Here is a 25,172-nt window from a genome sequence, read left to right as displayed (position 1 = left end):
ATTGGCGCGCCAGCGCCCGAGTTGCATTGGCGCCGGCGGGGAGGCCGGCGCCGTATTAAAACTTAGGATGCAGCCGAAGCGGAGTCGGAGGGGATTTCTCCGAGATGGTCTTCAGAATCTGCGAAGCGAACTTGTAGGGCGCGCCTGGGAGTTCGGGCGGCGATCTTCGAGATAGCCCTTGTAGTGCTTCCTGAGAAGGAGTGTGGCACGCGAATCGAAGCACCTCGGTCGGCAACGCCGTAGGAGAACTTGTTCCACGAAGCCGTGTTATGCTTGCCGGTCAGGCGCTTGTCGTTGTCAGGACCGTAGACGCTGATGTGGTCCATATGCCCACGTCAGCGTCGAAAAAATAGCCTGCGCCCCGGGCTGTTTTAATTAGACGGGGGTTGGCCGGATCTGCTTCAAGCTTTCGGCGCACGCGCAAAATGAGGACATCAACGCTTCGGTCATACACCTCTTCTCCCCGGACACGGCTCGCAAGTAGAAGCTGTTCTCTCGTCATAACGTCACGTGGCCTTTCCAAAAAGGCTACTAAAAGATTGAATTCACCGGCCGTCAACTTGACCTCATCGCTTTCTTCAGAGGTTAACTGACGCTGCCTAAGGTTCAAAGTCCATCCGGAAAAATGAAAGGAACGTCGATCTTTTGCCCGTGGGCTGATAGGCCGCCGGCGCAATGCTACGCGGATACGGGCTAAGAATTCGCGCATTCCAAAAGGCTTCGAAATGAAATCAGTTGCCCCGAGCTCCAGTGCAACAACTCGATCTGCCTCCTCAAGGCGGTCGCCACTAATGGCAATGATGGGGATATCCCATTTCACCGTCAGATTACGCACGATGTCCGATCCATCTTCACGACCCAGATTAAAATCAAGAACCACAAGGTCAACCGGTTCACATGCGAGCACACGTTTCAGCTGCCCACTATCGCTGACTGCGGTTACCTTAAAGGCATGCAATGTCAGATACTCGACAATAAGATTGCGCATGGCGAGGTCGTCATCGGCGACAAGAACGTGTTTCAATCGCGTACCTTTCAAACTTATCTACGCTGGCAACTCCAGGCTACTGGTTTGTATTCGCTCGTTTCCAATGAAGTCACCAGTTCCGTGCACGCTTGAGAAGCGACCCAAAGTTCGCGATTTGGTGAAAGACACAATTGGTCGCAAATATTCTGCCAGCGGCGCATCCGTTAGAAACAAACTTCTTGGTCCGCCAACTCACGCGCGGCCGTTCGTCGAGGAATGCGCAACGATGACAACGAGGCCCGACAGGCCGGGTGTTGGCCTTAAAGCGTGATGTTAGCGACGTGCTTTCGATGCGATCTATCGGTTCCACTTCGTTTGACGCGGTTGATAGGATGCGAGAGTTGTAGCCGATTGAGCGGGACGACTATTTTTGCGGCCCGAATTCGATCATCTAATGCTCTTCCGATGAAAGCGTCGCGTTTCCCGGTGGTAGCGAATCTCAGTGCTTTTAGCGTGGTGTATGACATTGAGTTGGCATTCCAGCCCATTGCAGCGAGCTTCTTCCTGCTGTTCATCCAAGCACGCTTGAGCAGGGTTGGCCGGGCAACGTGACACGATGTTGTCGCGTTATAAATGGAGGAGCACTGTGGGCGATACTAACCAATCCGGGCCATCCTGCACTCCTTGACTCGTCCTTTGCCGCCTTCGAATTTGTCGACGTCAGTCTTCCTAAGTGATTCAATGATATTGGTGAAATTGATAGTTTGAATGAAATCCATCCACGGAACGGATGCTTAAATGACGCAACGCCTAAATGCCTGGAGCCGTTTGATGTGAACCGTGCCTGATTGCCGGACGCTCCAACTTTTGAGAAAGTGGAGCCGGTATGAGCAAGACAACGAACAAGTTTTCACCGGAAGTCCGCGCCCCCGCCAAGATCGGCTGCACTGCGCAGACGTTCAGTGGGAGGGGTGAAGAAGGCCGGGTGGACAATGGTCCCCGACTTGGGCTCCCAAGCGACGTCGCCGAAAGGATGAAGGCGCTGGAGCGGAGAACCGTGAGCTTCGGCTGGCCAACGAGATTTTGTGCAGAGCGTCAGCATTTTTCGCGATGGCGGAGCTCGACCGCCCATTGAAGCGATGATCTCGTTCATCGACGAACACCGCGCAGTGTTCGGGTCGAGCCGATCTTCATCGGTTTTGAAGCTTGTCGTTCTGGTGGAAGGTCAGGGCGGCGTTGCGTTGGCATGATCCGCTTAACACGTGCGAACGGAAGGTCGCATCAACTGCTTTGTCTTTTTGCAAAGATCCGCTCATTCGTCAGGCGAGCAAATCTGCTATGAGGCAATACCAGCAATCGCCTCCAGGAACGCATCAATCTCTTCCTCGGTATTGTAATAATGTGGCGACGCTCGCACCACGGGCGGGAGTTGTCGCGTATAGGCGTCGACGGGTGTGCTGGAAGGAGGGGAAACTGAGACGTTGATTCCCTTGCCAGTCAGATAAGCCATGACGGATGACGAGTCCCAGTCGTTGACAGTGAATGAGATGATGGAAGCAAGGGGCGTCCCGAGATCATGCACGGACACGGCTCGTATCCCCCGCAGGCCTTCGCGAAGCTTTGACGAAAGGTGATTGCAGCGCTTTTCGATATTTTTGAGCCCAATATCGAGCGCGTAGTCCACTGCTGCCCGCAGGCCGAGACGAACCGAATAATTCTTCTCCCATGTTTCAAAACGCCTCGCATCAGGTCGCAATTCGTATCGATCCGGACCAGTCCAGGGCGCGCCATAGAGGTCGATCATCACTGGCTCGATCTTATCCAGGAGTGATTTGCGCATGTACATGAATCCCGTTCCCCGCGGTGCACGGAGAAACTTCCTGCCGGTAGCAGTCAGGATGTCGCACCCGAGCGCGTTGACATCGATCGGGATTTGACCCGCAGCTTGGCATGCGTCGAGAAGATAGAGGATGCCGTTTTTTCGCGCAATTCGACCGATCGCTGCTGCTGGATTGATAAGCCCGCCGTTGGTCGGGATCCAGGTAACTGCTATCAACCGAACGCGATCATCGATCATTTTCGCCAGTGCGTCCGGATCGAGGACCCCAGAAGCGTCATTCGGAATGACCTCGATCGATACGCCGGTGCGCTTGGCAACCTGCAGAAAGGCGATGTAGTTGGCTGCAAATTCGGCACTTGCCGTCAGGATCCGGTCTCCAGGTCCGAAAGAGAGGGAGTAGAAGGCGCGTTGCCAGGCGATCGTCGCATTTTCAGCTATCGCAATCTCGTCGCGGCCACAGTTTACTAATGTAGCCAAGCTGTCATATGTCCCCTCCAGTAGAGAATTGGACTCAGCTGCGGCTTCGTATCCGCCGATCTCCCCTTCCCGGCTTAGGTATTCAACCACCGCTTCAATAACAGGGCTCGGCATCAGCGCAGCACCAGCATTATTGAGGTGGTTTCTGTTTTTTGTGCCGGGGGTATCAGCACGCAAGCGAAGAAGGTCCAAAGTCTTGCGAGCGTCGCGGCTGATTTGCGACATGAGGGATCCTTCCTTTGATCGAGCGTCAATCTTGTTGACGCAATCGGCGTTGTCACGGAAGCTGACAACTTCGCAATCCGATGTGCAGAATTGAGCGACGGGGCGTAAGCGTCCGCCAATTCAGCCGGCCAGAGCGCTCCGCGCAGTCCGATCTGTGAAACTTCACGAAGACCAAGGTGAGTTTCTCAGAAGGCGTTGTTCGTCTCGACGAACCAGCTCTTTCACGAATTGCTTTACGGCTCTCACTCTTGGAAGATAAGCTAGATCTTGGTGTGCTGACATCCAGATCTCGCGCTCGCCGCTCAGTTCGTCGAGCACTGGAACGAGACCCAGGTTTAGACTAAGTGCGAATTCGGGAAGCGCTACGATTCCTGCGCCCGCAGACGCCGCGAACATCTGCGACATCATGCTATTTGAGCTGAACGCAATTTTTGGGGTGGGTACAAGTTCCTCTAGCCAGAGCACGCTTTCTAGCTGAATCAGCTCCTCGATATAGCCAACAAAGCGGTGCTCGCTAAGGTCCGCCGCCTGAGAGGGAACGCCATTTCGCTCAAGATAAGCCTGCGAAGCGAACAACCCAGTCTTGAAACGTCCGATCAGCTGACTGTCGAGAGAAGTTCCATGGGGCTTGAAGAAGCTTAGGAATAAATCAGCTTCCCGGCGAGCGACCCGAACCGTTTGCGGCGATGTTACAAGCTCGAGGTCTAGATCAGGGTACCGGCTACTGAGTTCAACGAGGCGCTCGGAGAGATAAAGCGTTGCGATGCCTTCCATGGTGGCCAATCTGACTGTGCCGCGTATTTCGTCACGATTGCTTACGTCGCTGCGAAGAGCATTCACGCCGTTCTCGATTTCCTCCGCTCGCCGCATTGTAACTAGGCCGGCCGGTGTCAGCAGAAGTCCGTCCTTGGTCCGTTCGACGAGTGCGCCGCCAACCGTATATTCCAGACGAGCAAGTCGACGAGATACGGTGGAGTGGCTGACTTTTAGTTCGCGAGCGGCGCCGGTCATGCTCTTGCACCGGACGACGATTAGGAAGAGTTTGAGATCGTCCCAATCAAGATGATCGATTGCAGTCGCCATGCTCCCTCCGTCTATTTTTGCACAGGGTAGTGCATCCTATTCGGGTTGGCTCGCAAATTCGTTTTGATAGTTTCAAACGTGCTGTGCCGCTGTATGTGTGGTGCGCAGTGAAGCAAAATATCTTGCGGAAACGCTGATCGCCAGCAGGTCGCACTACTTGAACCTACCTTGGGAGAACGCATGTCCAGACGAACTGTGAATGCTTCAAACGCTGCGGCAGTGGGGCCGTATTCGCACGCGACATGGGCCGGCGATCTTCTGTTCTGCTCCGGCCAGACACCGCTAGACCCCGGCACCGGCAAACTTGTCGACGGAAATGTAGCCGACCAGACACGCCAGTGTTTCGATAATCTGTTTCAAGTCCTTGAGGCAGCGGGCCTGGGGTCGGATGATGTCGTATCCGTCAATGTCTATCTCACCGACATGGGTGACTTTGGCCAGATGAATGAGATTTACGCGACGCGTTTTTCATCGCCCTACCCGGCCCGCACCACAATCGGCTGCGCCAGCTTGCCGCTTGGTGCACGCATTGAAATCGGTCTAACAGCAAAGCGGCTATCTTGAGCCTGCCTTTGCCGAGCTAGTCGAGATGGCTGATGGCGAGCCTGGATCTGTAGAGGAATGTTGATGGGAAACATGAAATTCTGGGCCGCGGCTGCTCATATTGCCCCCGTCTATCTCGATCCTGGAGCGAGCGCTGAAAAAGCTTGCTCAGTGATAGCAGAGGCTGTCCGAAACGGCGCATCGCTCGTGGTATTTTCGGAGAGCTTTCTTCCCGGTTTCCCCGTCTGGGCAGCACTTTACCCGCCCATTCAATCGCACCAACATTTCAAACGCTTCTTGAGAGCTTCGGTGTACATAGACGGCCCGGAAATTGAGCGTGTGCGAAAGGCAGCCTCCGATAACGGTGTTTTCGTTTCAATCGGTTTTTCCGAGCGCAACCCGGCAAGTGTCGGAGGGTTGTGGAATAGTAATATCTTGATTTCCGATACCGGACAAATTCTGATCCACCATCGAAAACTGGTCGCGACCTTCTTTGAAAAACTGGTCTGGGATCCAGGCGATGGCGCAGGATTGGTCGTTGCAAGCACGAGGATTGGTCGTATTGGCGGTCTGATTTGCGGAGAGAATACCAATCCGCTCGCGCGCTACAGTCTGATGACGCAGGGCGAGCAAGTCCACATCAGCAGCTATCCGCCGATCTGGCCCACTCGCGTCCCGACAGAAAGCGACAACTACGACAACCGAGCGGCCAACCGCATTCGTGCCTCGGCGCATTGCTTCGAGGCCAAGTGCTTCGGGATCATCGTGGCGGGGCACCTGGACGAAGTCGCACGCAAATCCATTGCTTTGGATGATCCTGCGATCGAAGCGATCATAGATGCCAGTCCGCGGGCCACTAGCTTTTTCCTAGGGCCGACTGGAGCGGCAACTGGTGACGAAATGACCGACGAAGGTATCGGCTATGCCCAAATCGATCTCGACGACTGTGTTGAGCCGAAACGATTTCACGACGTCGTTGCTGGTTACAACCGATTCGATATTTTCGACGTCACCGTGAATCGGATGCGTCGAAACCCAATCAGATTTTTGGAAGGCCGCGCTGAGGACGCTCTAACGAGCCCTGAGGCCGTGGCCATGCCGGAGTAGAGGTGATGGCGCGGACGGGTATGCACATGACCAAGAAGGGGTTCTCCTTCCAGGGCCCTGCCGACGGCGTTCATGCCCTTAAATCGTGGATCACCCCTGAAGATGATCTTTTTCTGGTCACGCATATGGGGTTCCTGGAGATCGACCCCGAGCATTGGCATTTGGATGTCGATGGCCTCGTGGGTAACCCGACGAGATTGCATCTGTCTGACCTTCGAGCAATGCCACAGCGCGAGTACATGTCGTTTCACGAATGCGCTGGAAGTCCGCTTGCTCCGACAGTGGCTAAACGCAGAATCGGAAATGTAGTTTGGAAAGGTGTGCCACTGTCGCTTGTTCTGGAACGCGCAAAGATCAGCAGCCATGCGTCTTACATCTGGACTTCCGGCCTCGAGTGGGGCGAATACGCAGATGTTGAAGAAGCCTATCAAAAAGACCTGCCGATAGCCAAAGCACTTGCAGAAGAAGTTATCCTCGCGCTTGAGATCAACGGTCGGCCACTCACTCCAGAGCGCGGAGGACCGGTTCGATTGGTCGTGCCAGGTTGGTATGGCACAAACTCCGTAAAATGGGTTGGTTCGATCACGGCTGCGGATCGGCGCGCAAGCGGCGCCTATACGACGCGCTTTTATAATGACCCCACCGCGTCGGGAACGAAGCCGGTTTGGGGCGTGGCCCCGGAGTCCGTTATCGTATCGCCGTCCCCAAATGATCTGCTGTCAGCGGACATGCCAACGAAAATATGGGGCTGGGCTTGGGGAAATCGCCAGATCTCTAGCGTCGAGGTCAGCGTGGACGGTGGAGGCTCATGGCGGACTGCCTCAGTAGGGCCGCGCGAGGGAAGAAGTTGGCAGCGGTTCGAGTTGACTTGGTCGCCGGAGCCAGGCCCCCACGTCCTGTTATGTCGCTGCAAAAACGAGCTTGGGGAAGAACAGCCGGTATCTGATGCGAGAAACGCGGTGCACTCGGTTCAAGTTCAAGTTGATTTCTAGTGCCCCGCTTCTACAGCAATCAGGAGGTGACACGGCACCACGATTTTTCCGATGCAACCGATGCCGATCTCGCCATTTATCGCGGAGAGATCTCTTCGGTTGTCCAACTCCTCATCGCATCCAACGATTGCAAGCTTGGCGATTGGAAATCGGCACGCCTTCTGGGTTAGCGCTGCGACCCGTTCTCAAGCGAGCCCAGGCACGAAAAACTAAGGTCCACATGAACATTTAGGAGAAGTGCGTTCCGGCTCGTTGAGTCCTGCTTCAGAAAGATCGCTTTTCATGCGGGCGGAGTGCCGAACCCACTTCGACTCCTAAGCGATCGAAGCACGCATCATCTTGTCGTTCAGTGTTTGGGCCAAGTCGGCCGAGAGGCAGCCGAACCTATAGGCCGCGGAGCAGATCTCGCCCGGCGCCAGGATGGGGACATTGTTTTCCTGCTTTTCCTTAAGATAACGCTCGATCCCCGAGGCGCACGGCAGCGCCAGGCCCAGTGCGTGCCGATTCCGATGAAGCCGCCCCATTGTTCCGAGATGATTGCGCCCCCGGATTCCGGGATGATCTCGCCCCCTGTCTCAGGGGTCTGCAGGCAATAATTGTTGTCAGTTCGTTCGAGTGATGTGTCAAGCTTTGCGCGGCAGATTTCGGCGTAGGCTTTCTCCACTGAGTTCGATGCGGTGGGCATTGTGGACGAGGCGATCCAGGATGGCGTCGGCATAGGTGGGATCACCGATGACACCGTGCCAGGCTGATACGGGGAGTTGGCTGGTGATGATCGTCGATCGACGGCCGTAGCGGTCCTCGAGGATTTCAAGCAGATCGTGACGGGCCTGTTCGTTGAGCGGCTCAAGGCCCCAATCGTCCAGGATCAGCAGCTGAACATGACCCAAGGTGCGTTGCAGGCGAGCGTATCTGCCGTCGCCGCGCGCGAGCGCGAGCTGGGCAAAGAGTCGTGGGACACGCTGATAGAGAACGGAACGGTCGTCACGGCAGGCCTTGTGGCCAAGGGCACAAGCCAACCAGCTCTTTCCGACACCTGAGGGACCGCAGATAGCGAGATTGTCGTGGGCACCGATCCAGTCGCCACCGAGCAGCTTCATGAAGAGCGCACGGTCGAGGCCGCGTTCAGCGCGATAATCGACATCTTCCGGGGTGGCTTGATGACGAAGCTTGGCGAATCTGAGGCGCGCCGCGAGCTTGCGGTCGTAACGGGAACTCCATTCCCGTTCGAGCAGCAGTCCGAGCCATTCAGCATGAGAGAGGTGTTCGGCCTCGCCGTTGGCGACGAGTTCGCCGAAGGCCTTGGCCATGCCGGCCAGGCCCATGGCGTTCAGTCTATCAAGTGTTGGATGAGCAAGCATTCTTCGTTCTCCTTAGTGGTAATAGCGAGGTCCGCGGATGTTCTCGTGGTGGATCGGTTCGTGCGAGGCGGCTCCATTCGAGCTCGCCGTGCGGTCGAGGCGATTGTCGAGGATGGAGCGCACCGAGCCATAGGTCCGGGCCCCGATCTCCAGCGCTCGGGCGCAAGCGGCATTGACTCTGTCGCGGCCGAAGCTCTTGTTAAGGCGGATAATCCCGAGGCAGGCGCGAAAGCCCTGCTCTGGATGGGGCCGGTCGGCAAGGATGCGCTCGCACAACAGGTCGACATCCGGCCCCATGGCTGAGGCTTCGCGTCGAATGCGTTCGATCGTCCAGTCGGCGAACCGACGATGCGCCGAGGGCATATGATCGGGGATGGTCGTGTGCTTGCCGTTGCCGCTCGAGCGGCGGTGCGCGGCAATCCGCTCGCCCTTATGGAATATCTCGATCGTATTGGCGGTGATGCGTGCCTCTACCTGCTCGCGGGCAAAGCGATAGGGAACGGAGTAATAATGCCGTTCGATCTCGACGTGGTAATCCAGTCCAGCGCGCCGGATACGCCATTCGGCGAAGACATAGCGCTCGACAGGCAATGGCCGTAAAGCCGGACGATCGAGTTCCTCGAATAATTGACGCCGCGTGCAATTGACCCGACGCAAGACCCTGATGTCGTTGAGGTCATGGAGCAACTCCATGATCGCTGCATTGACCTCGGCGAGACTGTAGAAGACGCGATGGCGCAGCCGGCCCAACAGCCAGCGCTCGACGATACGAACCGCAGCTTCCACTTTCGCCTTGTCGCGCGGCCGCCGCGGTCGTGTCGGAAGGACCGCGCTCCCATAGTGCGCCGCCATGGCGCAATAGGTCCTGTTGACCTGGGGATCGAAGTGGCACGCCTTGATGATCGCCACCTTGGCATTGTCGGGCACAAGAAGCGCCGGCGAACCGCCGAAGAACTCCAGCGCCTGAACATGGCATTCGATCCAGTCGGGTAGTGTCTCTGTCCAGCGCGCCTGCGCGAACGAAAGGCTGGACGCTCCCAGGACCGCCACGAACAAGTGCGCCTGCCGCGTCTTGCCCGACAGCCGATCAACGACGACCGTCACCGTGTCGCCGGCATAATCGACGAACAGCTTGTCGCCGCTCGCATGCTCCTGCCGCATCGTCACCGGCAGTTTCAGTGCCCAGCCACGGTAAAGGTCACAATACCGGCTGTAGCGATAGCCATCCGGATAACGGCCGATATATTCGTCCCAGAGGATTTGCAGCGTCACGTGCTTGCGCTTGAGCTCGCGATGGACCTCGGCCCAGTTCGGCTCCGGGGCCCGGCGATGACCCGTCTTTGTCCCGGCCGCCTTGTAGAGCGCCGCCTCCAGGACGGCATCGCTCACCTCGTCATCCAACGGCCATGAAAGCCCCGCAGCCGTCGCACGCCGCAGGGTCTCGCGCACCGTCGACGGAGCTGCCCCGACCCGAACCGCAATCGATTTGTGGCCCAGTCCTTGCTCGGCCCGATATCTCAGTATCTCGCGGACACGCCGCATCTCCAGTCTCTCCGCAGGCATCCCGTTCCTTCCCCATCACTATCGACGGAAGGAACTTCACACCGGCAGAACACCCACGCCATATCCCTTCCGAAGGGGCGGCATCATCTCGGAACAAGGGGGCGACTAATTCTCGGAATCGGGGGGCGAGATCATTTCGGAATCAGGGGGCGGATTGCCTCGGAATTTGCACAGTGCGTTCTGGTCCGGGGTGCAGGACATCAGCGCACGGCCCTCGGCAGCTCGGCCATCCGGAAGCCCATATGGTCGGCCACGCCGTCACGGTGGTTTTGGAGCGATTCGGCCCAGCCGTCGTTCTTGGCGGCGAACTGGAAAAAACGGCGACGAAAATTATCAATCAACCCTTGGACTTCTGAGCAAGCTGAGCATCTGACGCGCAGCGCTTTCATCAGTCACCAAAGTATTGCAGCCGATTCGCCTGATAGCTGCCAAGATTGCGGCGGCTCGTTGTTCTCCCCCCGATGCGATAACCACGTGCCGCGCGCGTCTCACTGTATCGAGATCGACTGACATCACCCGATCGTTTACCGGATGGTCCACCGTGCGGCCGTCTCGATCAAGAAAATTGCACAGAACATCGCACATTGCTCCCTTGCCGATGAGCGTCTCCAACTCCTCTGGCGCAAGAGATGCGACCGACAGCGATGTTGAATGGGTGCCGATATCGCCGACGCTCACCAGTGCAATGTCCAGATCGGCGGACAGCTTCATGATCCGATTCAAGCCGCACTTTTCGATTAGGCGTTCTTTGGTGTCGGGAGAGTCAACCAGCAGCGGCGCCATCAAAAGAAAACATTGCGCCCCGAGTTGATTGGCGAGCTGCCAGGTAAAATCGATCGGGTTTTCATGCTGGGCTTCCACTGTACCTCCAAGCAGAGACACAATTTTTACCCCTTCGCGCCGCAGCGGGCGAAAACTCGAAAGCGCGGCACTGAGTGTTCGTCCCCAGCCAACCCCGATCGTCGCGTTGTTGGGAATGGTGTCGGAAAGAAACTGACCCAGCGCTTGCCCAACGGCCCGGGCCGTTCCGTCGACATCTTTCGCCGGCGGCGTGACGATCACTTCGTCGAGATTGAGCGCGGCTTCCAGCTCAGATGCCAGCTCCAACTCGCTTGCGGCCTGCTTCACCCAAATCTGGATTTCGCCCCGCTTCAGCGCCTCATCGAGGAGCTTAACGATTGTGCTGCGGCTGACCCCCAGTTTTGCGGCGACTTCGTTTTGGGTAAGTTTCTGATTGTAATAAAGAAAAGCTGCCTTCAACCTGAGGCTTTCAGCGTCCAGCAAGCTGGTGGGGGGCATCCTTGTCAGTTTTGTCATCCAATCCGCCCCTCCGAAAGTGTCGGCAGCCCATCATTCTACCAACTTGGATAATCGTTGCGCCCACGATGCGAATGGCGCCCAAATCCGTTCGCAGATCTTCGAGTAAAGCATCTCTAGACGTGGCGATTCACCCTTAACTGGCACGGCTAACCTCCGCAATAGCTTGCGGTGCTTGGCGTCACATTTGACTGCTCTCGTCGTATCCAGCCACGATGATTTCTCTGCGCCACGGCGGGTCACTTCCGCGGTGCTCGCAGGCAAGACTTGCAACATGTGCGGCAAACTCGAGAGCTTTGCGAGCCCGGTCACCCGTCAAGGCACCGATGCTATCGCGATGCAAGTCGCCGCTCTGCTGGAGATGGGTGAGAAAGCCTGCAATGAGTGCGTCTCCGGCTCCAACGGTATCAACAACCCTTGCAGGGCGTGCTGGAACTTCAACGACTCTGCCACCCGCAAGATAAACCGTTGCGCCGCCCGCACCCCGGCTGACGAGGACGATCTTGGCCCGGTTTGAAAGCCAACTCTCCGCTGCTGAATGCGGCCCAACACCCGGCTGCATGAATCCGAGATCCGTCACCGACAGCTTTACGATATCAGCCATACCGCAGAGGCGATTGAGACGCTGGCGATATGCCTCTGGATCCTGCGCCAGACCGGGCCGGCAGTTTGGATCGATTGAGAGCACGCGCTTACCCTGTTCGTTCTCGAACAGCGACTCGCAAGCGCTCGAGACAGGGGGGTGAATCAACGTGACCGAACCGATGTGCAGGACGTCAACCTCGGTGCCCAAAGATGGTGCCCCTTTCAGCGTCCAGTGCCGTGCCGCACTGCCGCTGTCATAGAACGCGTACTCAGGCTCGTCGTCGCCCAGACGCACAAAAGCCAACGTCGTGTCGAAAGGCAGGCGGGTTGCATAGCGAAGATCAATCCCCGCTTCGTTGAATTGCTGAACCAGCATGGCGCCAAAAAAATCCTCGGACAGCCCTCCCATGAATCCGACTTTCCCGCCTAACCTGCCAATCGCAGTCGCGATGTTGCAGCAGGATCCACCACAGACAGGGATGTAGCCACTGCCACCTTCCGGGAGCGCGACCGGCAAGAAGTCAATCAAGGCATCACCGCAGACAACGATCATGAACTCATCCCCCCAATTCCAATACGGCACTCTTCAGAAATTCACAAAGATGCCGGCTTACGGCTCTGCTTGCCTCAACGTGAGGAAGATGCCCGGTATCCGGCAGAGTCAGCACTTGAGCGTTGAACCTCGACAGTCTCGGACGGTCGATCGGATTTATCGTGTCTTCCTCTCCCCAAATGACGATCCGCGGAACTCTGCTGACGGCTATGGAGGCCACATGGGGTTCAATCGAGGTCTCGACATGGCTTAACTCCGAAGCCAGGGCTCTAAGAGCGGCACGAATGCCCGGTCGTTCCAGGTGATCGAGGAGCCGTTGAGCGATCGGTGGCGTTATCAGGCGCGGGCGCGAGACCAAACGCTGAAGTAGCGCCAACGCAGAGCCCAACTCGCTAAGTTCAGGCAGTTCGCTCAGAAATTCTCGACCCACCTCTTTGCCCAGACCAGCCGGTGCGATCAGGCCAAGGCCGGCGACCAAATCCGGTCGGCGGGCTGCCAGTTCGATGGCGATTGCGCCGCCCAGTGAATGCCCCACCACTACAAAGCGATCGTTCTGTCGCGCGAGTGCGTCAATCAGTTCATCGGCCATCTCCGAGATTTTCATGCCATTCCTGCCAGGCGGTTGACCGCCATGCGCAGGCAGGTCGCAGCTAAAAACCGCAAACGACTGCATGAGCGCGTCCTGATTGGCTATCCAGCTCATTCGGTCAGCTCCGAACCCGTGGAGAAGCAGAAGGTTCGGCCCCGACCCACCCAAGCGGAAGACTGGAAGCGGTAAGTTTGCGGTCGCGTTTGTCATGTCTCGATGATCCCAAGCGTGGAGCCCACTGCCGCAAGCTCGTCTGCGGGAATCAGGATTTTCTTCAGAATGCCTGTCGCTGGGGCTTCGATTTCCATGGTGACCTTGGGTGTCGTGATCAGGACGAGTTGTTCACCTTCGGTGACCATGTCGCCTTCCGTCTTGAACCACTCGTCGATCTGGGCCTCGTCGATTTCGTTTCCGAGATTCGGCATGATGATCGGGATATCCATATGTGTTCCTCGCTCAAAAATGTGTTGGTTCACAGACCGAGACGGGCAAGTTCCCGATCGTCCCAGTCACGTATGCTGCGGCGGTTGCTGCGCTGGCCTGGAAACAACTCGCTGGTGATGACATCAATGATGTCATCTTTCTGGGGAAAGTAGGTTGATTCCATCTCAGCGCCGGGCACGATCCAATTCGGAGAGCCGATTACACGAGGCGCGGCGTGAAGAGTTTCATAGCCGAATCGCGTAATGTTTGCGGCGAGCGTCATCAGGAAGCTGCCGCGCTCCGAGGCCTCCGATACCAGTACGATGCGTCCGGTTTTCCTTATCGAGGCAAGCACGGGTTCATAGTTAAATGGAACAAGCGAACGCGCATCAATCACTTCGACCGAGATGCCGAAGGTGCTTTCGAGTTCTTCAGCAGCAGCGAGCGCGGAGTAAAGCGAAGGTCCCACCGTCAGAATTGTGACGTCTTCTCCAGCGCGCTTACAATCGGGTTCACCAATGGGAAGTTGGTAGTAGCCGGTCGGCACGCCTTCATTGCGGAACTCTTCCACGGTGTCGTAGAGGCGCTGGCTTTCAAAGAAAACCACCGGATCGTTGCCTGACAATGCGGAAGCCAACAGGCCTTTCGCATCATACGGCGTTGCCGGATATACAACTTTGAGGCCTGGAATATGGGCGCATAATGCCGTCCAGTCTTGACTATGCTGGGCGCCGTACTTCGAACCGATCGAGCAACGCAAAACGACGGGAACCTTCAGCTCACCTCCGGACATCGATTGCCATTTTGCCATCTGATTGAAGACTTCGTCGCCCGCCCGGCCTAGAAAGTCGCCATACATCAGTTCCACCAGCGCGCGGCCGCCCTCGAGCGCAAAGCCGACCGCCGTCGCAACGATCGCAGCTTCGGAGATCGGTGAATTGAACAACCGATCATGCGGTAGGATTTCGGCAAGCCCCCGGTAAACGCCGAATGCGCCACCCCATTCCCGGCATTCTTCCCCATAGGCGACAAGACTGCCGTCGTGCGTCATGTGGTGCAAGACGGACTCGAACAACGCGTCACGCAATGTGATAGCCCGCATGGGTGACAGCTTGGCTCCGTCCTCGGCAAAGCCGTATCGACTTTTCTTCGCGTCCTGACGGATCCGGCTCACCTCGTCGACAGGCTTGAGGAGCGAAACTTCTTGCGAGGGCAGCTCTATGTTGGTGTTCGAGAACATGAGCTTGCCGATCAGCGTTGGATCTGCATGAATATCAACGGGAGGAGTAAGTGCCGGATCGACCGCGATCGCAGTAATCGAGCGCATGCGATCCGTTGTCTGTTCGCGCAGTTCGGCGACCTGGCCAGCGGTCACAATCCCGGCCTCCTGAAGGCGATTGGAGAACAGAATGATAGGATCGTGCTGTTCCCACGCCTGCATCTCGTCCTTCGTCCGATATGAGTTGATATCTGTCGTTGAATGACCCGAGCTGCGGTAACATTCGACGTCCAGCAAGGCGGGCCCGCGGCCTTGAACCAAAAGCTCGCGCTTGCGTGCGACGGCGTCAGCAACGGCGAGCGGATTTGTTCCGTCGACGGTTTCCGCGTGTATGGCTTGCTGGTTGACCGCCAGCCCTATGCGAGACAGGCGGTCCCATCCCATTGTTTCACCGATGGTCTGACCGCCCATCGCATAAAAGTTGTTGGTGAAGAAAAACAGGACCGGCAAACCTCCTTTGAAAGCATCTGCCCACAGCGTCTCGAATTGTGCCATAGCGGCGAAATTCATAGCTTCCCAGACGGGCCCGCAGCCAGTAGAGCCATCGCCCGCGTTGGCCACAGTGATGCCGCTGGCCCCCGCAAGCTTCTTTCGCAATGCGGCCCCCGTGGCTATTCCGGCGGATGCGCCGACAATTGCATTGTTCGGATAAGTCCCAAAAGGCGGGAAGAAGGCATGCATCGACCCGCCCATGCCTCGGTTGAAACCGGTTGAGCGCATGAAGATCTCTGAAAGCAGGCCGAGCAGTAGAAAATTCTCCGCGGTCTCGCTTGTTTTCGGACCCTGCAGAGAGGTCTCCACGGTCCTGAGAAGCGTACCACGCTCATGGCTCTCCATAATCAGACGCAAGGCATCATCCGGGAGCTTTCGGATCGCAGAAAGGCCCTTCGCGATGAACTCGCCATGGCTGCGATGACTTCCGAAAATATGGTCATGCGGCTCGAGTGAGGCTGCCGCTCCGACGGCAGCAGCCTCTTGCCCGATCGAAAGGTGAGCCGGCCCTTTGTAGTTAAACTCAATGCCGCAATATGCTCCCTTTCCCTTTAGCGAAGCCAAAATCGTCTCAAATTCGCGTATGATAATCATATCGCGCAGAATTTGCAGCAATCCTTCGTCGCCATACCGGGCACGTTCCGCCTCGATATTCTCATCGTACGCGTGGATAGGAATTGAGGGTGCTTTCAGCGTACTGCGCACCTTGAAGGTCCTAGGGTCGATGTGGATTTCCTTGGGCATTCTGACCTCCGATGGGATTTGCCGGGGTCACAATCCCCTTAGCCACTAGACATATATCGTCACAACAAATGTATTTCAAGAAAGATTTTTGTGTTAGGTGCTTTTAAGCGATGATCGTACAAATGCGGCGGAACGGCAATTTGTGGCGTGGCATGGTGTTGGATCCTGTAAACAAATGTGTTTCACAAGATATATTTGTGTTGACCTTTGCAAATTTTTCGATGACTATTCCCATAATGATCAGCGGCGAAGAAATGTCGCGCTGACGCTGTCTGGTCCAGCGTTCTCGTTGGCTCTGCAGCGGATTACGGGAGGATAAATGCAATGGCAAAATTTGGAATGCACTTCAGTCTGTGGGCGCCCGAGTGGACGACAGAGGCGGCCAACGCCGCTATCCCTGAGGCGGCGCGATACGGGCTGGAAATAATCGAGATCCCTTTGTTCGAGCCGGCCAAAATCGATCTGGATCACGCAAAGTCGATAATCCGAGATCATGGTCTTCAGGCAACCGCGTCGCTTTGCCTGCCCGAAGACAAGATGGCTCACCTGGCTCCGGAAGCCTGTACGCAATATCTGTTTCAAGTTCTCGACGCCGCTCACCACATTGGGTGCTCCATGCTGACTGGCGTCACCTACTCGGCGCTCGGCTACAAGACCGGTGTTCCCCCAACAAGTAGCGAGTACGAAGCGGTGGTTCGGGCACTGAAGCCGGTAGCCCGGCGCGCTGCTGGACTCGGCATGACGTTCGGTGTCGAACCTTGCACACGCTTCGACACCCACATTCTCAATACGGCCGCGCAAGGAATATGGCTGCTTGAGCAAATCGATGAACCGAATACCTTCGTCCACCTCGACACCTATCACATGAACGTAGAGGAGAGTGGTTTCGACGACGGCATCCGCCAGGCCGCGGGACGCTCTCCCTATATCCACCTTTCCGAAAGTCATCGCGGTGTCCCAGGCACCGGTACCGTAGATTGGGAACTGGTCTTCCGGACATTGCGCGACACCGGATTCGATGGCGATCTTGTCATTGAGAGCTTTGTCTCGGTACCGCCACAGCTTGCTGCGGCACTCTGCATGTGGCGGCCGGCCGCGCCCAATGCTGGCGCTGTACTTGATCAAGGGCTGCCGTATTTGCGCGGCTTGGCGACACGCTACGGCCTCTGAGGCGACAGCTGGCGGCGACGGACCGCAGACGCAATTCCGAAAATCTAGAGTCTACAACGCTCACAGGAGGAGAAGAGCATGAAACGTCGTGACATTTTGAAGTTTTCTTTGGCCGCAGGCGTGGCATGGCTGATTGCCACGCCAAACCTCGCGATGGCGGCCGACCCAGTCATGGTGACTGTTGTCAAGATTGCCGGCATCCCGTACTTCGGTGCCCTTGAGCGCGGCCTGCTGGAGGCAGGGAAGCAATTCAACATCGACGTTTCCATGACCGGTCCGGCAAACATCGACCCGGCTCAGCAGGTCAAGCTGCTGGAAGATCTGATCGCCAAAAAGGTGGACGTGATCGGCCTTGTGCCCCTGGACGTCAAGGCGTGCGAGCCTGTGCTCAAGCGGGCTCAGGCAGCAGGCATCAAGGTTATTGTCCACGAGGGGCCGGAACAGGAGGGCCGCGACTGGGACGTCGAACTCATTGACTCGACCAAGTTCGGCGAAGTTCAAATGCAGAGCCTCGCCAAGGAAATGGGCGAGGAAGGGGACTATGTCGTCTATGTCGGCACCCTGACTACCCCGCTGCACAACAAGTGGGCCGACGCGGCCATCGCCTATCAAAAGGCACATTATCCCAAGATGAACCTCGTGGCCGATCGCTTCCCTGGCGCCGACGAAATCGACAGCGCCTACCGCACGACCATCGACGTGCTGAAGGCCTATCCGAAGCTCAAGGGTATTCTCGCGTTTGGCTCGAACGGTCCGATCGCCGCCGGCAACGCCGTGAAGGAAAAGCACCTGAGCAAGCGGGTTGCCGTCATAGGCACGGTGCTGCCGTCGCAGGCCAAGGACCTGATCATGGACGGCGTCATTCGGGAAGGTTTCATGTGGAACCCGAGAGAAGCTGGCTCTGCGATGGTTGCCGTCGCCAGATTGGTCCTCGACGGAACGAAAATCGAGGACGGGATGGATGTTCCCGGCCTCGGCAAGGCTACGGTGGATGTTCCCGGAAAGCTCATCAAGGTCGACAAGATCACCCACATCAACAAAGAAACCGTGGATGGCCTGATCGCCCAAGGTCTGTAGCCGTCCTTGCAGGAAATACCGCAGGCGGGTCCTCGCTCGCCTGCGGCAGGACAGATGCCAGCGACTAAGGGTAAAGCCCACTATGACCACATTCCTTGAATTGACCCATGTCTCCAAGCATTTCGGCGGAGTTCGTGCGCTTCGAGATGTCGATCTGTCGCTGGAGGCCGGCGAAGTTCACTGTCTTGTTGGCGAAAATGGTTCGGGCAAATCCACCCTGATCAAGATTATTGCTGGCGTGCAGGCGCCCGATCCAGGTGGTAGCATCGTTCTGGAGGGTCGCGAACATGCTCGTTTGGACCCCATTCTTTCCACCAAGAGTGGCATCCAGGTTATCTATCAGGATCTCTCCCTCTTCCCCAATATGTCCGTGGCGGAGAACATCGCCATCGGCAGCCACATGGGCTTGCCTCGGCTCGCGAATTGGAACCGCATAAATGACATTGCGGCGAAAGCCATGGCCCGCATCAACGTCAATCTCGACCTGGAGACGATGGTGTCGGACCTCTCTATCGCAAACCGGCAACTGGTTGCGATTTGCCGCGCCATGGCCGCCGACGCAAAGCTGGTCATCATGGACGAGCCCACCGCCTCGTTGACCCGGCATGAGGTGGATTCTCTGCTGCGTGTCGTCAACGACCTTAAGAGCAGAGACATTTGCACGGTGTTCGTATCCCACCGTCTCGATGAAGTAATGGAGATAGCCGAGCGCGTAACGGTTCTGCGTGACGGCGGTAAGGTGGGGACCTTCGATGCCAGCGAGATCACTTCACGGCGGCTCGAGACCTTGATGACCGGTCATGAGTTCCACTATGCGCCTCCGCGGCCCGGAGGCGAGGCTGCGGAGGTTGTGCTGGCGGTTCGAAACCTGACTCGACCAGGCCACTACGAGGATATCAGCTTCGACATTCGCAAAGGAGAGATCGTCGGCCTTACCGGGCTTTTGGGCTCCGGACGGACAGAACTCGCACTCAGCATCTTCGGTATGAATCCACCGTCCCGCGGCACGATTGAAGTCTCCGGAAAGCCGCTGATAGCCAGCTCCAATCGTGTCGCAATAGCCAGCGGTGTGGCTTACGTCCCGGAAGACAGGTTGATGCTCGGCCTGGCGCTGGGGCAGCCCATTTCTGCAAACATCCTCGCGACGGTCCTCGACAGCTTGGCCGGCAAATTCGGCCTCATCAACCCCGCCAAACGTGTAGCCGCAGCCGATGATTGGATCGTTCGCCTGAACACGAAAGTGTCCGACCTCGAAAATCCCGTCGGAACTCTGTCAGGAGGCAACCAGCAACGGGTAGTGTTGGGCAAGTGGATGGCCACAAAACCCCGCGTGCTGATACTCGATAGCCCAACCGTCGGCGTGGACATCAAGGCCAAGGACGGAATCTATGAGATAGTGCACCGATTGGCGGCAGAAGGCGTCGGGGTACTGCTCATCTCCGACGAAGCCCAGGAGGTCTTCTACCACACCCATCGTGTCCTGGTCATGCGGCAAGGCAGGCTCGTCAGCGAAGTGCATCCGCTTTCGTCGACCGAGAGAAATCTGCAGGAGGAAATCTATGCCTAAGACAATTCAACGCTGGACACGAAGTCACGAATTTTGGCTGCTTGCGGTCGTCATCGTATTGTCCATGTTCCTCACGGCAGCGACGGACAGTTTTCTGACGCTGCAAAACCTTTTCGACCTTCTCACCTCCACTTCGTTTGCAGGCATTCTTGCAGCCGGTCTGCTTGTGGTCTTGGTGTTCGGTGGGATCGACATCTCCTTTACTGCCATAGCCAGCGTCGCTCAATATGTGGCTCTCATGATTGCCAAGACCTATCCAATTGGGTGGTTCGGAGTGTTCCTTGTCGCCTGCTGCACTGGTATACTATGTGGGCTATTCAATGCGGCTATTATTCATAAGGTTCGCATCTCTTCGGTTATTGTGACTATATCCACTCTCAATATTTTTTATGGATTGCTAATATATATCACCCGCGGCGACTATATCACCTCGCTTCCCAGCTATTTCCGCGAAGGGATCTGGTGGTTCGAATTCACCGACAGTAATGGATTTCCTTATGCGATCAATTTCCAGGCGCTGTTGCTAGTGGTCGCATTCTTTATGACCTGGGTCTTGCTCAACAAGACAAACATCGGTCGTCAAATATATGCCATGGGGGGGAATGAGATAGCCGCCGAACGCCTTGGTTTTCATGTCTTCGGCCTGAGGTGCCTTGTCTACGGTTATATGGGGTTCATGGCTGCGATCGCATCAATATCGCAAGCCCAGCTGGCCCAATCGGTTACGCCGACGACGCTCATCGGCAAGGAACTCGAAGTGCTTGCGGCTGTCGTTCTTGGCGGCGCGAGTCTGGCCGGTGGCAACGGCTCCGTGTTTGGCGCCGTACTCGGCGTGATGCTCATCGCAATTTTGCAGAACGGACTGATATTGCTTGGCGTGTCCTCATACTGGAATCAGTTCTTTGTCGGCTGCGTTATTCTGCTTGCGGTCTCGGCGACTGCGCTGTCTCAGCGGCGTCGGCATGCTGGACTCGCGTCCTAGGGAGGAAATTACCATGAAGCCGTCCGCCAATCGATCTCTCATATCCCGTTTCGTTCGAGAGAACGCCACAACGATGACGCTTGCTTCCATTTTCATGGCCGTTCTGGCGGTGTTTGGCCTCATTCTCGGCGATCGGCTGCTGAGTGTGGGAACATTTCAGTCGATAGCCTTTCAGACCCCGGAACTTGGCATTCTTGGTCTTGCGATGATGCTTGCGCTCCTTTCCGGCGGGCTGAATTTGTCGATCATTTCGACGGCCAATCTCTGCGCTTTGACGATAGCGTCGGTGTTGCAGTTCACAATTCCGTGGGGCGATGCTGGAAGTGTGCTTTGGCTCACCTGGCAAGTAGGCGCGGTTGCCGCGGGCCTCGCCGTCGCAATTCTGATAGGCCTGTTGAACGGCTTCATCATCGCCTATCTCGGTGTATCCCCCATTCTGGCCACACTGGGGACCATGATCGCCTGCAAAGGTCTTGCCATTGGACTGACGCGTGGAAACGTCTTGTCAGGCTTTCCAGATCCAATCGTTGCGATTGGAAATGGAACCTATCTGGGCGTACCGCTTGCGTTCCTGCTGTTTGTTGCCCTTTGCGTGTTCGTGTCGGTGGTTCTTCGGCGATCATCCTTCGGTCAGAAGGTCTACCTTGTCGGCGCCAACGAGAAAGCTGCCCAGTTCTCGGGCATACATGTCAAACGAGTTTTGCTTTTGACGTATGCCTTATCGGGCGCGCTTGCAGGATGCGGCGGGCTTGTAATGATGGCCCGATTCAATTCTGCCAACGCGTCCTATGGCGAGAGCTTCCTTCTCATCAGCATCCTGGCGGCGGTTCTGGGGGGCATCAATCCATATGGCGGCACCGGAAAAGTATCAGGGTTGTTTGCTGCGTTGCTGCTCTTGCAGTTGATCTCCTCCGTGTTCAATTTGATGAACTTTAGCCAGTTCCTGACAATTGCCATCTGGGGGGCACTTCTGATCGGCGTTTCCGCGCTCCGCTCAGGCACAGGCATATTCGATCGGTTTCACCTCTTCGAATTCTGGAGAGCAAAGAGCGCCGTGTCCGAAAAACCCTGATCTGTTCGTCTTGGAAAGTGGACGGAGGATGCCTTAACGACAGTGGCGCTCAAAAATGTCTGCACCAAACCACGAAGCTGAGCCGGCGTGGAGCACCATCGATGTGTGGAATTGCCGAGCGATTGTCACTTGCCGAATAGATATGAGGAGAAGTTCAGTTCATGGACAAGCTTGCGCAATTGCGTCAAATGACGACGGTAGTCGCCGACACCGCTGACGTTGAAGCCGTCAAGCGCCTCAAGCCAATGGATTGTACCACCAATCCCACCATTGTGCTCCAGGCGCTAAAAACTCCTATCTACGATGAAGATTTTGAGGAAGCATTCGAGTGGGGGAGCAAGGCCTCCGCCGAAGGCGCGCTATACGTTCGCCGCGCTGTGGATGTGAAGAATATCTGGATCCCCTACGTAGATTAAGGGCTCCAACTCTGGTCATGCGGGCGGGAGGAGAACCGCACCGGCAGGCGAGAACGACGGAATTTGAGGGAATCGCAGAGCTGTAACGGAGCTGCGATTATGGGCTCTGTTTTGCGGCACGAGGTGCTGCGAAATGGTGCAACTAAGGGAGGATTCTCATGCTGAAAAATATCGATCCGGCTCTAAATGCGGACGTGCTGCACGCGCTCCGATCCATGGGGCATGGCGACACGGTCGTCGTTTCCGACACCAATTTTCCTTCGGATTCCATTGCCCGGCAAACGGTGCTCGGCAAGCTGTTGCGCATAGACAATGTGTCTGCTGCCCGCGCCATCGAAGCTATTCTTTCGGTAATGCCGCTGGATACGCCGTTGCAGCCGTCCGCCGGGCGAATGGAAATCATGGGCGCGCCGGACGAGATCCCTCCAGTGCAGCAGGAAGTCCAGGCCGTTATCGACGGCGCCGAGGGCAAGCCGGCGCCGATGTATGGCATCGAGCGTTTCGCCTTCTACGAGGAGGCAAAAAAGGCCTATTGCGTCATCACCACGGGCGAAAACCGCTTCTACGGCTGCTTCCTCTTCACCAAAGGCGTCATTCCGCCGGAAACCGTTTGAGGGGAAACGATAATGAAGGTGGGTGTTTCGATCCTCGGGATTTTCGTCGGCGGCTTCTCGGCAGCGCTCTCGCGGGGCGCTAGTTCGGTCGAGGCCGTGCGTTTCGGCTGCGCGACCGCCGGTATCGCGGTGACGCGGCGGGGTACCGCGCCTGCAATGCCGAAGATCGAGGAAATCAAGGCGCTTCTCCAGCAAAGGGGCGCCGCATGACCCGCAACGATCCGATCAAACATTTCTTCATCTGGCCGGCCTTGCTGATCGTGCTGGTGATCTCGATCTTCCCGCTGATCTATTCGCTGACGACCAGCTTCATGAGCCTGCGGCTCGTGCCGCCGATCCCCGCGCATTTCGTCGGCTTCGGCAACTATACGGAACTGCTTCAGAACCCCCGCTTCTGGAATGTCGCCTGGACGACAACGATCATCGCCTTTGTCGCCGTGACGCTGCAGTATATCATCGGTTTTTCCGTGGCGCTGGCGCTCAACCGTCGCGTACCCGGCGAAGGTTTGTTCCGGGTCAGCTTTCTGGTGCCGATGCTGGTAGCGCCCGTCGCCGTTGCACTCATTGCCCGCCAGATCCTCAATCCCACGATGGGCCCGCTCAATGAGCTGATGACCGTCTTCGGTTTTCCCAACCTACCCTTTCTGACGCAGACCAGATGGGCTATCGGCGCCATCATTTCCGTCGAAGTGTGGCAGTGGACACCCTTCGTCATCCTGATGCTTCTTGCCGGCTTGCAAACCCTGCCGGAAGACGTCTACGAGGCTGCCGCGCTTGAAAATGCCAGCCCCTGGCAGCAGTTCTGGGGGATCACTTTCCCGATGATGCTGCCGATTTCGGTGGCTGTGGTCTTCATCCGCCTCATCGAGAGCTACAAGATCATCGACACGGTGTTCGTCATGACAGGCGGAGGGCCCGGCATTTCGACCGAAACGCTGACCTTGTTCGCGTATCAGGAGGGCTTCAAGAAGTTCAACCTCGGCTACACCTCCGCCCTGTCGTTCCTCTTCCTGATCGTCATTACCGTGATCGGGCTCGTCTATCTCGCCATCCTGAAGCCCTATCTGGAGAAGCACAAATGAGCGTGCGTGACCTCAAAGGATCCGGCCGCTGGTGGGCGCTCGCAGGCTGCCTGCTCTGGCTGGCCTTCACCTTCTTTCCGCTTTACTGGGTCGCGATCACCTCGTTCAAGTCGCCGCTCGGCGTCGTCGGCGGGCCGACCTATATTCCGTTCGTCGACTTCGACCCGACGCTGACAGCCTGGAGCGAGCTTCTGTCGGGCGCGCGCGGCCAGTTCTACAACACCTTCATCGCTTCCACGATCGTCGGGCTTTCCGCATCGGTGCTGGCTACCTTCATCGGATCGATGGCAGCCTATGCGCTGGTGCGCTTCACCTTCGAGGTCAAGCTGCTGTCCGGCGTGATTTTCGTCGTTGTTGCTTTCGGCGGATATCTGCTCGGCCGTCATGTGCTGGGCTACGGACAGGCCATTTCGCTGATCTTTGCCTTTGTTGCAGCGCTTGCGCTCGCCATCGGCTCCAGCCGAATGAAGCTTCCGGGGCCGCTCCTCGGCAATGATGATATCGTCTTCTGGTTTGTCAGCCAGCGCATGTTTCCGCCGATCGTCGCCGCCTTTGCCTTGTTCCTGATGTATACGGAAATGGGCAAGTTGGGGTTCAAGCTGGTGGACACCTATACAGGCCTCACCTTCGCTTATGTCGCCTTCTCGCTGCCGATCGTGATCTGGCTGATGCGCGATTTCTTTGCGGCACTGCCGGTGGAAGTAGAAGAGGCGGCGATGGTCGACAATGTGCCGTCGTGGAGAATTTTCTTCGATATCGTCCTGCCCATGTCCAAGCCGGGCCTGATCGCGACATTCATGATCACGCTCGCCTTCGTCTGGAACGAGTTCCTGTTCGCACTCTTCCTGACCAGTTCCAAATGGCAGACACTTCCCATTCTCGTCGCAGGGCAAAATAGCCAGCGCGGTGACGAGTGGTGGTCGATATCGGCAGCCGCCCTGGTTGCGATCATACCCATGGTCGTCATGGCGGGCATTTTGAGCAGGCTGATGCGGTCCGGCCTGCTTTTAGGAGCAATAAAGTGACCGTTCGACAAGCCTAGTCATTGTTCA

21 protein-coding genes, 4 pseudogenes and 1 other annotated feature are annotated in these 25,172 nt (G+C 56.9%); of the genes and pseudogenes, 14 read left to right on the top strand and 11 right to left on the bottom strand.

The features are described from left to right. Positions 1-62 precede the first annotated feature (62 nt). Both J2J99_RS32155 and virG read right to left on the bottom strand, forming a co-directional pair. A pseudogene (locus J2J99_RS32155) lies at positions 63-326 on the bottom strand (glutamine synthetase); the annotation flags it as partial. Next, positions 281-1,024 (bottom strand): two-component system response regulator VirG, encoded by a 744-nt coding sequence (gene virG, locus J2J99_RS32150; RefSeq protein WP_205919050.1) that lies wholly within the window; start codon positions 1,022-1,024, stop codon positions 281-283. The pseudogene J2J99_RS32155 and the gene virG, both read right to left, overlap by 46 nt. A gap of 829 nt (positions 1,025-1,853) precedes the next feature. Here virG and J2J99_RS32145 point away from each other — a divergent pair. Next, a pseudogene (locus tag J2J99_RS32145) lies at positions 1,854-2,145 on the top strand (transposase); the annotation flags it as partial. Next, positions 2,065-2,179: a sequence feature (AL1L pseudoknot), on the top strand. Its footprint overlaps the pseudogene before it by 81 nt. 124 nt (positions 2,180-2,303) lie before the next feature. Here the strand turns inward: J2J99_RS32145 and J2J99_RS32140 are convergent. Together J2J99_RS32140 and J2J99_RS32135 are read right to left on the bottom strand one after the other, a co-directional pair. Beyond that, entirely contained in the window at positions 2,304-3,509 is a 1,206-nt protein-coding gene (locus tag J2J99_RS32140; protein ID WP_168298622.1) for an aminotransferase class V-fold PLP-dependent enzyme, read from the bottom strand. Positions 3,510-3,671: 162 nt separating this feature from the next. Beyond that, complete coding sequence (locus tag J2J99_RS32135) at positions 3,672-4,592, bottom strand: LysR family transcriptional regulator (RefSeq protein ID WP_168298619.1); 921 nt, start codon at positions 4,590-4,592, stop codon at positions 3,672-3,674. A gap of 180 nt (positions 4,593-4,772) precedes the next feature. Here J2J99_RS32135 and J2J99_RS32130 point away from each other — a divergent pair, with 180 nt between their 5' ends. The 3 genes from J2J99_RS32130 to J2J99_RS32120 all read left to right on the top strand — a co-directional run bounded on the left by J2J99_RS32130 (position 4,773) and on the right by J2J99_RS32120 (position 7,234). Next, complete coding sequence (locus tag J2J99_RS32130; RefSeq protein WP_168298615.1) at positions 4,773-5,156, top strand: RidA family protein; 384 nt, start codon at positions 4,773-4,775, stop codon at positions 5,154-5,156. A gap of 63 nt (positions 5,157-5,219) precedes the next feature. Further along, positions 5,220-6,242, top strand: coding sequence for a carbon-nitrogen hydrolase family protein (locus tag J2J99_RS32125; RefSeq protein WP_168298613.1), 1,023 nt, complete (start codon positions 5,220-5,222; stop codon positions 6,240-6,242). 5 nt (positions 6,243-6,247) lie between these two features. Beyond that, on the top strand, positions 6,248-7,234 hold the full coding sequence (locus J2J99_RS32120; protein ID WP_168298611.1) for a molybdopterin-dependent oxidoreductase: 987 nt from the start codon (positions 6,248-6,250) through the stop codon (positions 7,232-7,234). Positions 7,235-7,857: 623 nt separating this feature from the next. On the opposite strand, the gene istB is transcribed toward J2J99_RS32120, so the two are convergent. From istB to J2J99_RS32085, 7 genes are all read right to left on the bottom strand, one after another. Beyond that, complete coding sequence (istB, locus tag J2J99_RS32115; protein ID WP_126924644.1) at positions 7,858-8,595, bottom strand: IS21-like element helper ATPase IstB; 738 nt, start codon at positions 8,593-8,595, stop codon at positions 7,858-7,860. A gap of 12 nt (positions 8,596-8,607) precedes the next feature. Beyond that, on the bottom strand, positions 8,608-10,137 hold the full coding sequence (gene istA / locus J2J99_RS32110) for an IS21 family transposase (protein ID WP_168298910.1): 1,530 nt from the start codon (positions 10,135-10,137) through the stop codon (positions 8,608-8,610). A 354-nt stretch (positions 10,138-10,491) separates the two neighbouring features. Beyond that, positions 10,492-11,475, bottom strand: coding sequence for a sugar-binding transcriptional regulator (locus tag J2J99_RS32105; protein WP_011654705.1), 984 nt, complete (start codon positions 11,473-11,475; stop codon positions 10,492-10,494). 181 nt (positions 11,476-11,656) lie between these two features. Further along, positions 11,657-12,613, bottom strand: a complete 957-nt coding sequence (locus J2J99_RS32100) for a carbohydrate kinase family protein (RefSeq protein ID WP_011654706.1) — start codon at positions 12,611-12,613, stop codon at positions 11,657-11,659. A gap of 4 nt (positions 12,614-12,617) precedes the next feature. After that, a complete protein-coding gene (locus J2J99_RS32095; protein WP_231283898.1) occupies positions 12,618-13,316 on the bottom strand; it encodes an alpha/beta fold hydrolase in 699 nt (232 codons plus the stop codon). 92 nt (positions 13,317-13,408) lie between these two features. After that, positions 13,409-13,645: a lipoyl domain-containing protein gene (locus J2J99_RS32090; RefSeq protein WP_011654708.1), complete on the bottom strand. Its 237-nt coding sequence runs from the start codon at positions 13,643-13,645 to the stop codon at positions 13,409-13,411. A 29-nt stretch (positions 13,646-13,674) separates the two neighbouring features. After that, entirely contained in the window at positions 13,675-16,140 is a 2,466-nt protein-coding gene (locus tag J2J99_RS32085) for an alpha-ketoacid dehydrogenase subunit alpha/beta (RefSeq protein ID WP_018517314.1), read from the bottom strand. Between the two features lie 324 nt (positions 16,141-16,464). Here J2J99_RS32085 and J2J99_RS32080 point away from each other — a divergent pair, with 324 nt between their 5' ends. The 10 genes and pseudogenes from J2J99_RS32080 to J2J99_RS32035 all read left to right on the top strand — a co-directional run bounded on the left by J2J99_RS32080 (position 16,465) and on the right by J2J99_RS32035 (position 25,145). Continuing rightward, positions 16,465-17,310, top strand: a complete 846-nt coding sequence (locus J2J99_RS32080; protein WP_011654710.1) for a sugar phosphate isomerase/epimerase family protein — start codon at positions 16,465-16,467, stop codon at positions 17,308-17,310. A gap of 78 nt (positions 17,311-17,388) precedes the next feature. Continuing rightward, positions 17,389-18,387 (top strand): substrate-binding domain-containing protein, encoded by a 999-nt coding sequence (locus tag J2J99_RS32075; RefSeq protein WP_168298608.1) that lies wholly within the window; start codon positions 17,389-17,391, stop codon positions 18,385-18,387. An 82-nt stretch (positions 18,388-18,469) separates the two neighbouring features. Then, on the top strand, positions 18,470-19,954 hold the full coding sequence (locus J2J99_RS32070; protein WP_115156514.1) for a sugar ABC transporter ATP-binding protein: 1,485 nt from the start codon (positions 18,470-18,472) through the stop codon (positions 19,952-19,954). Continuing rightward, positions 19,947-20,936 (top strand): ABC transporter permease, encoded by a 990-nt coding sequence (locus J2J99_RS32065; protein ID WP_020048066.1) that lies wholly within the window; start codon positions 19,947-19,949, stop codon positions 20,934-20,936. Before J2J99_RS32070 ends, J2J99_RS32065 begins: the two co-directional genes overlap by 8 nt. Before the next feature lie 13 nt (positions 20,937-20,949). After that, complete coding sequence (locus tag J2J99_RS32060) at positions 20,950-22,008, top strand: ABC transporter permease (RefSeq protein WP_168298606.1); 1,059 nt, start codon at positions 20,950-20,952, stop codon at positions 22,006-22,008. Positions 22,009-22,169: 161 nt separating this feature from the next. Further along, positions 22,170-22,349, top strand: a pseudogene (locus tag J2J99_RS32055) (transaldolase family protein); the annotation flags it as partial. A 233-nt stretch (positions 22,350-22,582) separates the two neighbouring features. Then, positions 22,583-23,038: an RbsD/FucU family protein gene (locus J2J99_RS32050; RefSeq protein ID WP_168298602.1), complete on the top strand. Its 456-nt coding sequence runs from the start codon at positions 22,583-22,585 to the stop codon at positions 23,036-23,038. Positions 23,039-23,080: 42 nt separating this feature from the next. Beyond that, positions 23,081-23,248 (top strand): annotated as a pseudogene (locus J2J99_RS32045) (PfkB family carbohydrate kinase); the annotation flags it as partial. Further along, the gene (locus tag J2J99_RS32040) at positions 23,245-24,120 is read left to right on the top strand and encodes a carbohydrate ABC transporter permease (protein ID WP_168298599.1); all 876 of its coding nucleotides are present in this window, start codon (positions 23,245-23,247) and stop codon (positions 24,118-24,120) included. The pseudogene J2J99_RS32045 and the gene J2J99_RS32040, both read left to right, overlap by 4 nt. Further along, positions 24,117-25,145, top strand: coding sequence for a carbohydrate ABC transporter permease (locus J2J99_RS32035; protein WP_168298596.1), 1,029 nt, complete (start codon positions 24,117-24,119; stop codon positions 25,143-25,145). The genes J2J99_RS32040 and J2J99_RS32035 overlap by 4 nt, the downstream gene beginning before the upstream one ends. Positions 25,146-25,172 lie beyond the last annotated feature (27 nt).

This window comes from Rhizobium binae, from assembly GCF_017357225.1.
Taxonomy (GTDB): Bacteria; Pseudomonadota; Alphaproteobacteria; order Rhizobiales; family Rhizobiaceae; genus Rhizobium; species Rhizobium binae.
The sequence above is the reverse complement of the archived record's forward strand: the minus strand, read 5'-3'. Positions and strand labels throughout refer to the sequence as shown.

Excerpts from the sequence above, each read along its gene's own strand:
- J2J99_RS32140 (WP_168298622.1), bottom strand. The coding sequence starts at position 3,509 with ATGTCGCAAATCAGCCGCGACGCTCGCAAGACTTTGGACCTTCTTCGC.
- J2J99_RS32135 (WP_168298619.1), bottom strand. The coding sequence starts at position 4,592 with ATGGCGACTGCAATCGATCATCTTGATTGGGACGATCTCAAACTCTTC.
- J2J99_RS32130 (WP_168298615.1), top strand. The coding sequence starts at position 4,773 with ATGTCCAGACGAACTGTGAATGCTTCAAACGCTGCGGCAGTGGGGCCG.
- J2J99_RS32125 (WP_168298613.1), top strand. The coding sequence starts at position 5,220 with ATGGGAAACATGAAATTCTGGGCCGCGGCTGCTCATATTGCCCCCGTC.
- J2J99_RS32120 (WP_168298611.1), top strand. The coding sequence starts at position 6,248 with ATGGCGCGGACGGGTATGCACATGACCAAGAAGGGGTTCTCCTTCCAG.
- istB (WP_126924644.1), bottom strand. The coding sequence starts at position 8,595 with ATGCTTGCTCATCCAACACTTGATAGACTGAACGCCATGGGCCTGGCC.
- istA (WP_168298910.1), bottom strand. The coding sequence starts at position 10,137 with ATGCGGCGTGTCCGCGAGATACTGAGATATCGGGCCGAGCAAGGACTG.
- J2J99_RS32105 (WP_011654705.1), bottom strand. The coding sequence starts at position 11,475 with ATGACAAAACTGACAAGGATGCCCCCCACCAGCTTGCTGGACGCTGAA.
- J2J99_RS32100 (WP_011654706.1), bottom strand. The coding sequence starts at position 12,613 with ATGATCGTTGTCTGCGGTGATGCCTTGATTGACTTCTTGCCGGTCGCG.
- J2J99_RS32095 (WP_231283898.1), bottom strand. The coding sequence starts at position 13,316 with ATGAGCTGGATAGCCAATCAGGACGCGCTCATGCAGTCGTTTGCGGTT.
- J2J99_RS32090 (WP_011654708.1), bottom strand. The coding sequence starts at position 13,645 with ATGGATATCCCGATCATCATGCCGAATCTCGGAAACGAAATCGACGAG.
- J2J99_RS32085 (WP_018517314.1), bottom strand. The coding sequence starts at position 16,140 with ATGCCCAAGGAAATCCACATCGACCCTAGGACCTTCAAGGTGCGCAGT.
- J2J99_RS32080 (WP_011654710.1), top strand. The coding sequence starts at position 16,465 with ATGGCAAAATTTGGAATGCACTTCAGTCTGTGGGCGCCCGAGTGGACG.
- J2J99_RS32075 (WP_168298608.1), top strand. The coding sequence starts at position 17,389 with ATGAAACGTCGTGACATTTTGAAGTTTTCTTTGGCCGCAGGCGTGGCA.
- J2J99_RS32070 (WP_115156514.1), top strand. The coding sequence starts at position 18,470 with ATGACCACATTCCTTGAATTGACCCATGTCTCCAAGCATTTCGGCGGA.
- J2J99_RS32065 (WP_020048066.1), top strand. The coding sequence starts at position 19,947 with ATGCCTAAGACAATTCAACGCTGGACACGAAGTCACGAATTTTGGCTG.
- J2J99_RS32060 (WP_168298606.1), top strand. The coding sequence starts at position 20,950 with ATGAAGCCGTCCGCCAATCGATCTCTCATATCCCGTTTCGTTCGAGAG.
- J2J99_RS32050 (WP_168298602.1), top strand. The coding sequence starts at position 22,583 with ATGCTGAAAAATATCGATCCGGCTCTAAATGCGGACGTGCTGCACGCG.
- J2J99_RS32040 (WP_168298599.1), top strand. The coding sequence starts at position 23,245 with ATGACCCGCAACGATCCGATCAAACATTTCTTCATCTGGCCGGCCTTG.
- J2J99_RS32035 (WP_168298596.1), top strand. The coding sequence starts at position 24,117 with ATGAGCGTGCGTGACCTCAAAGGATCCGGCCGCTGGTGGGCGCTCGCA.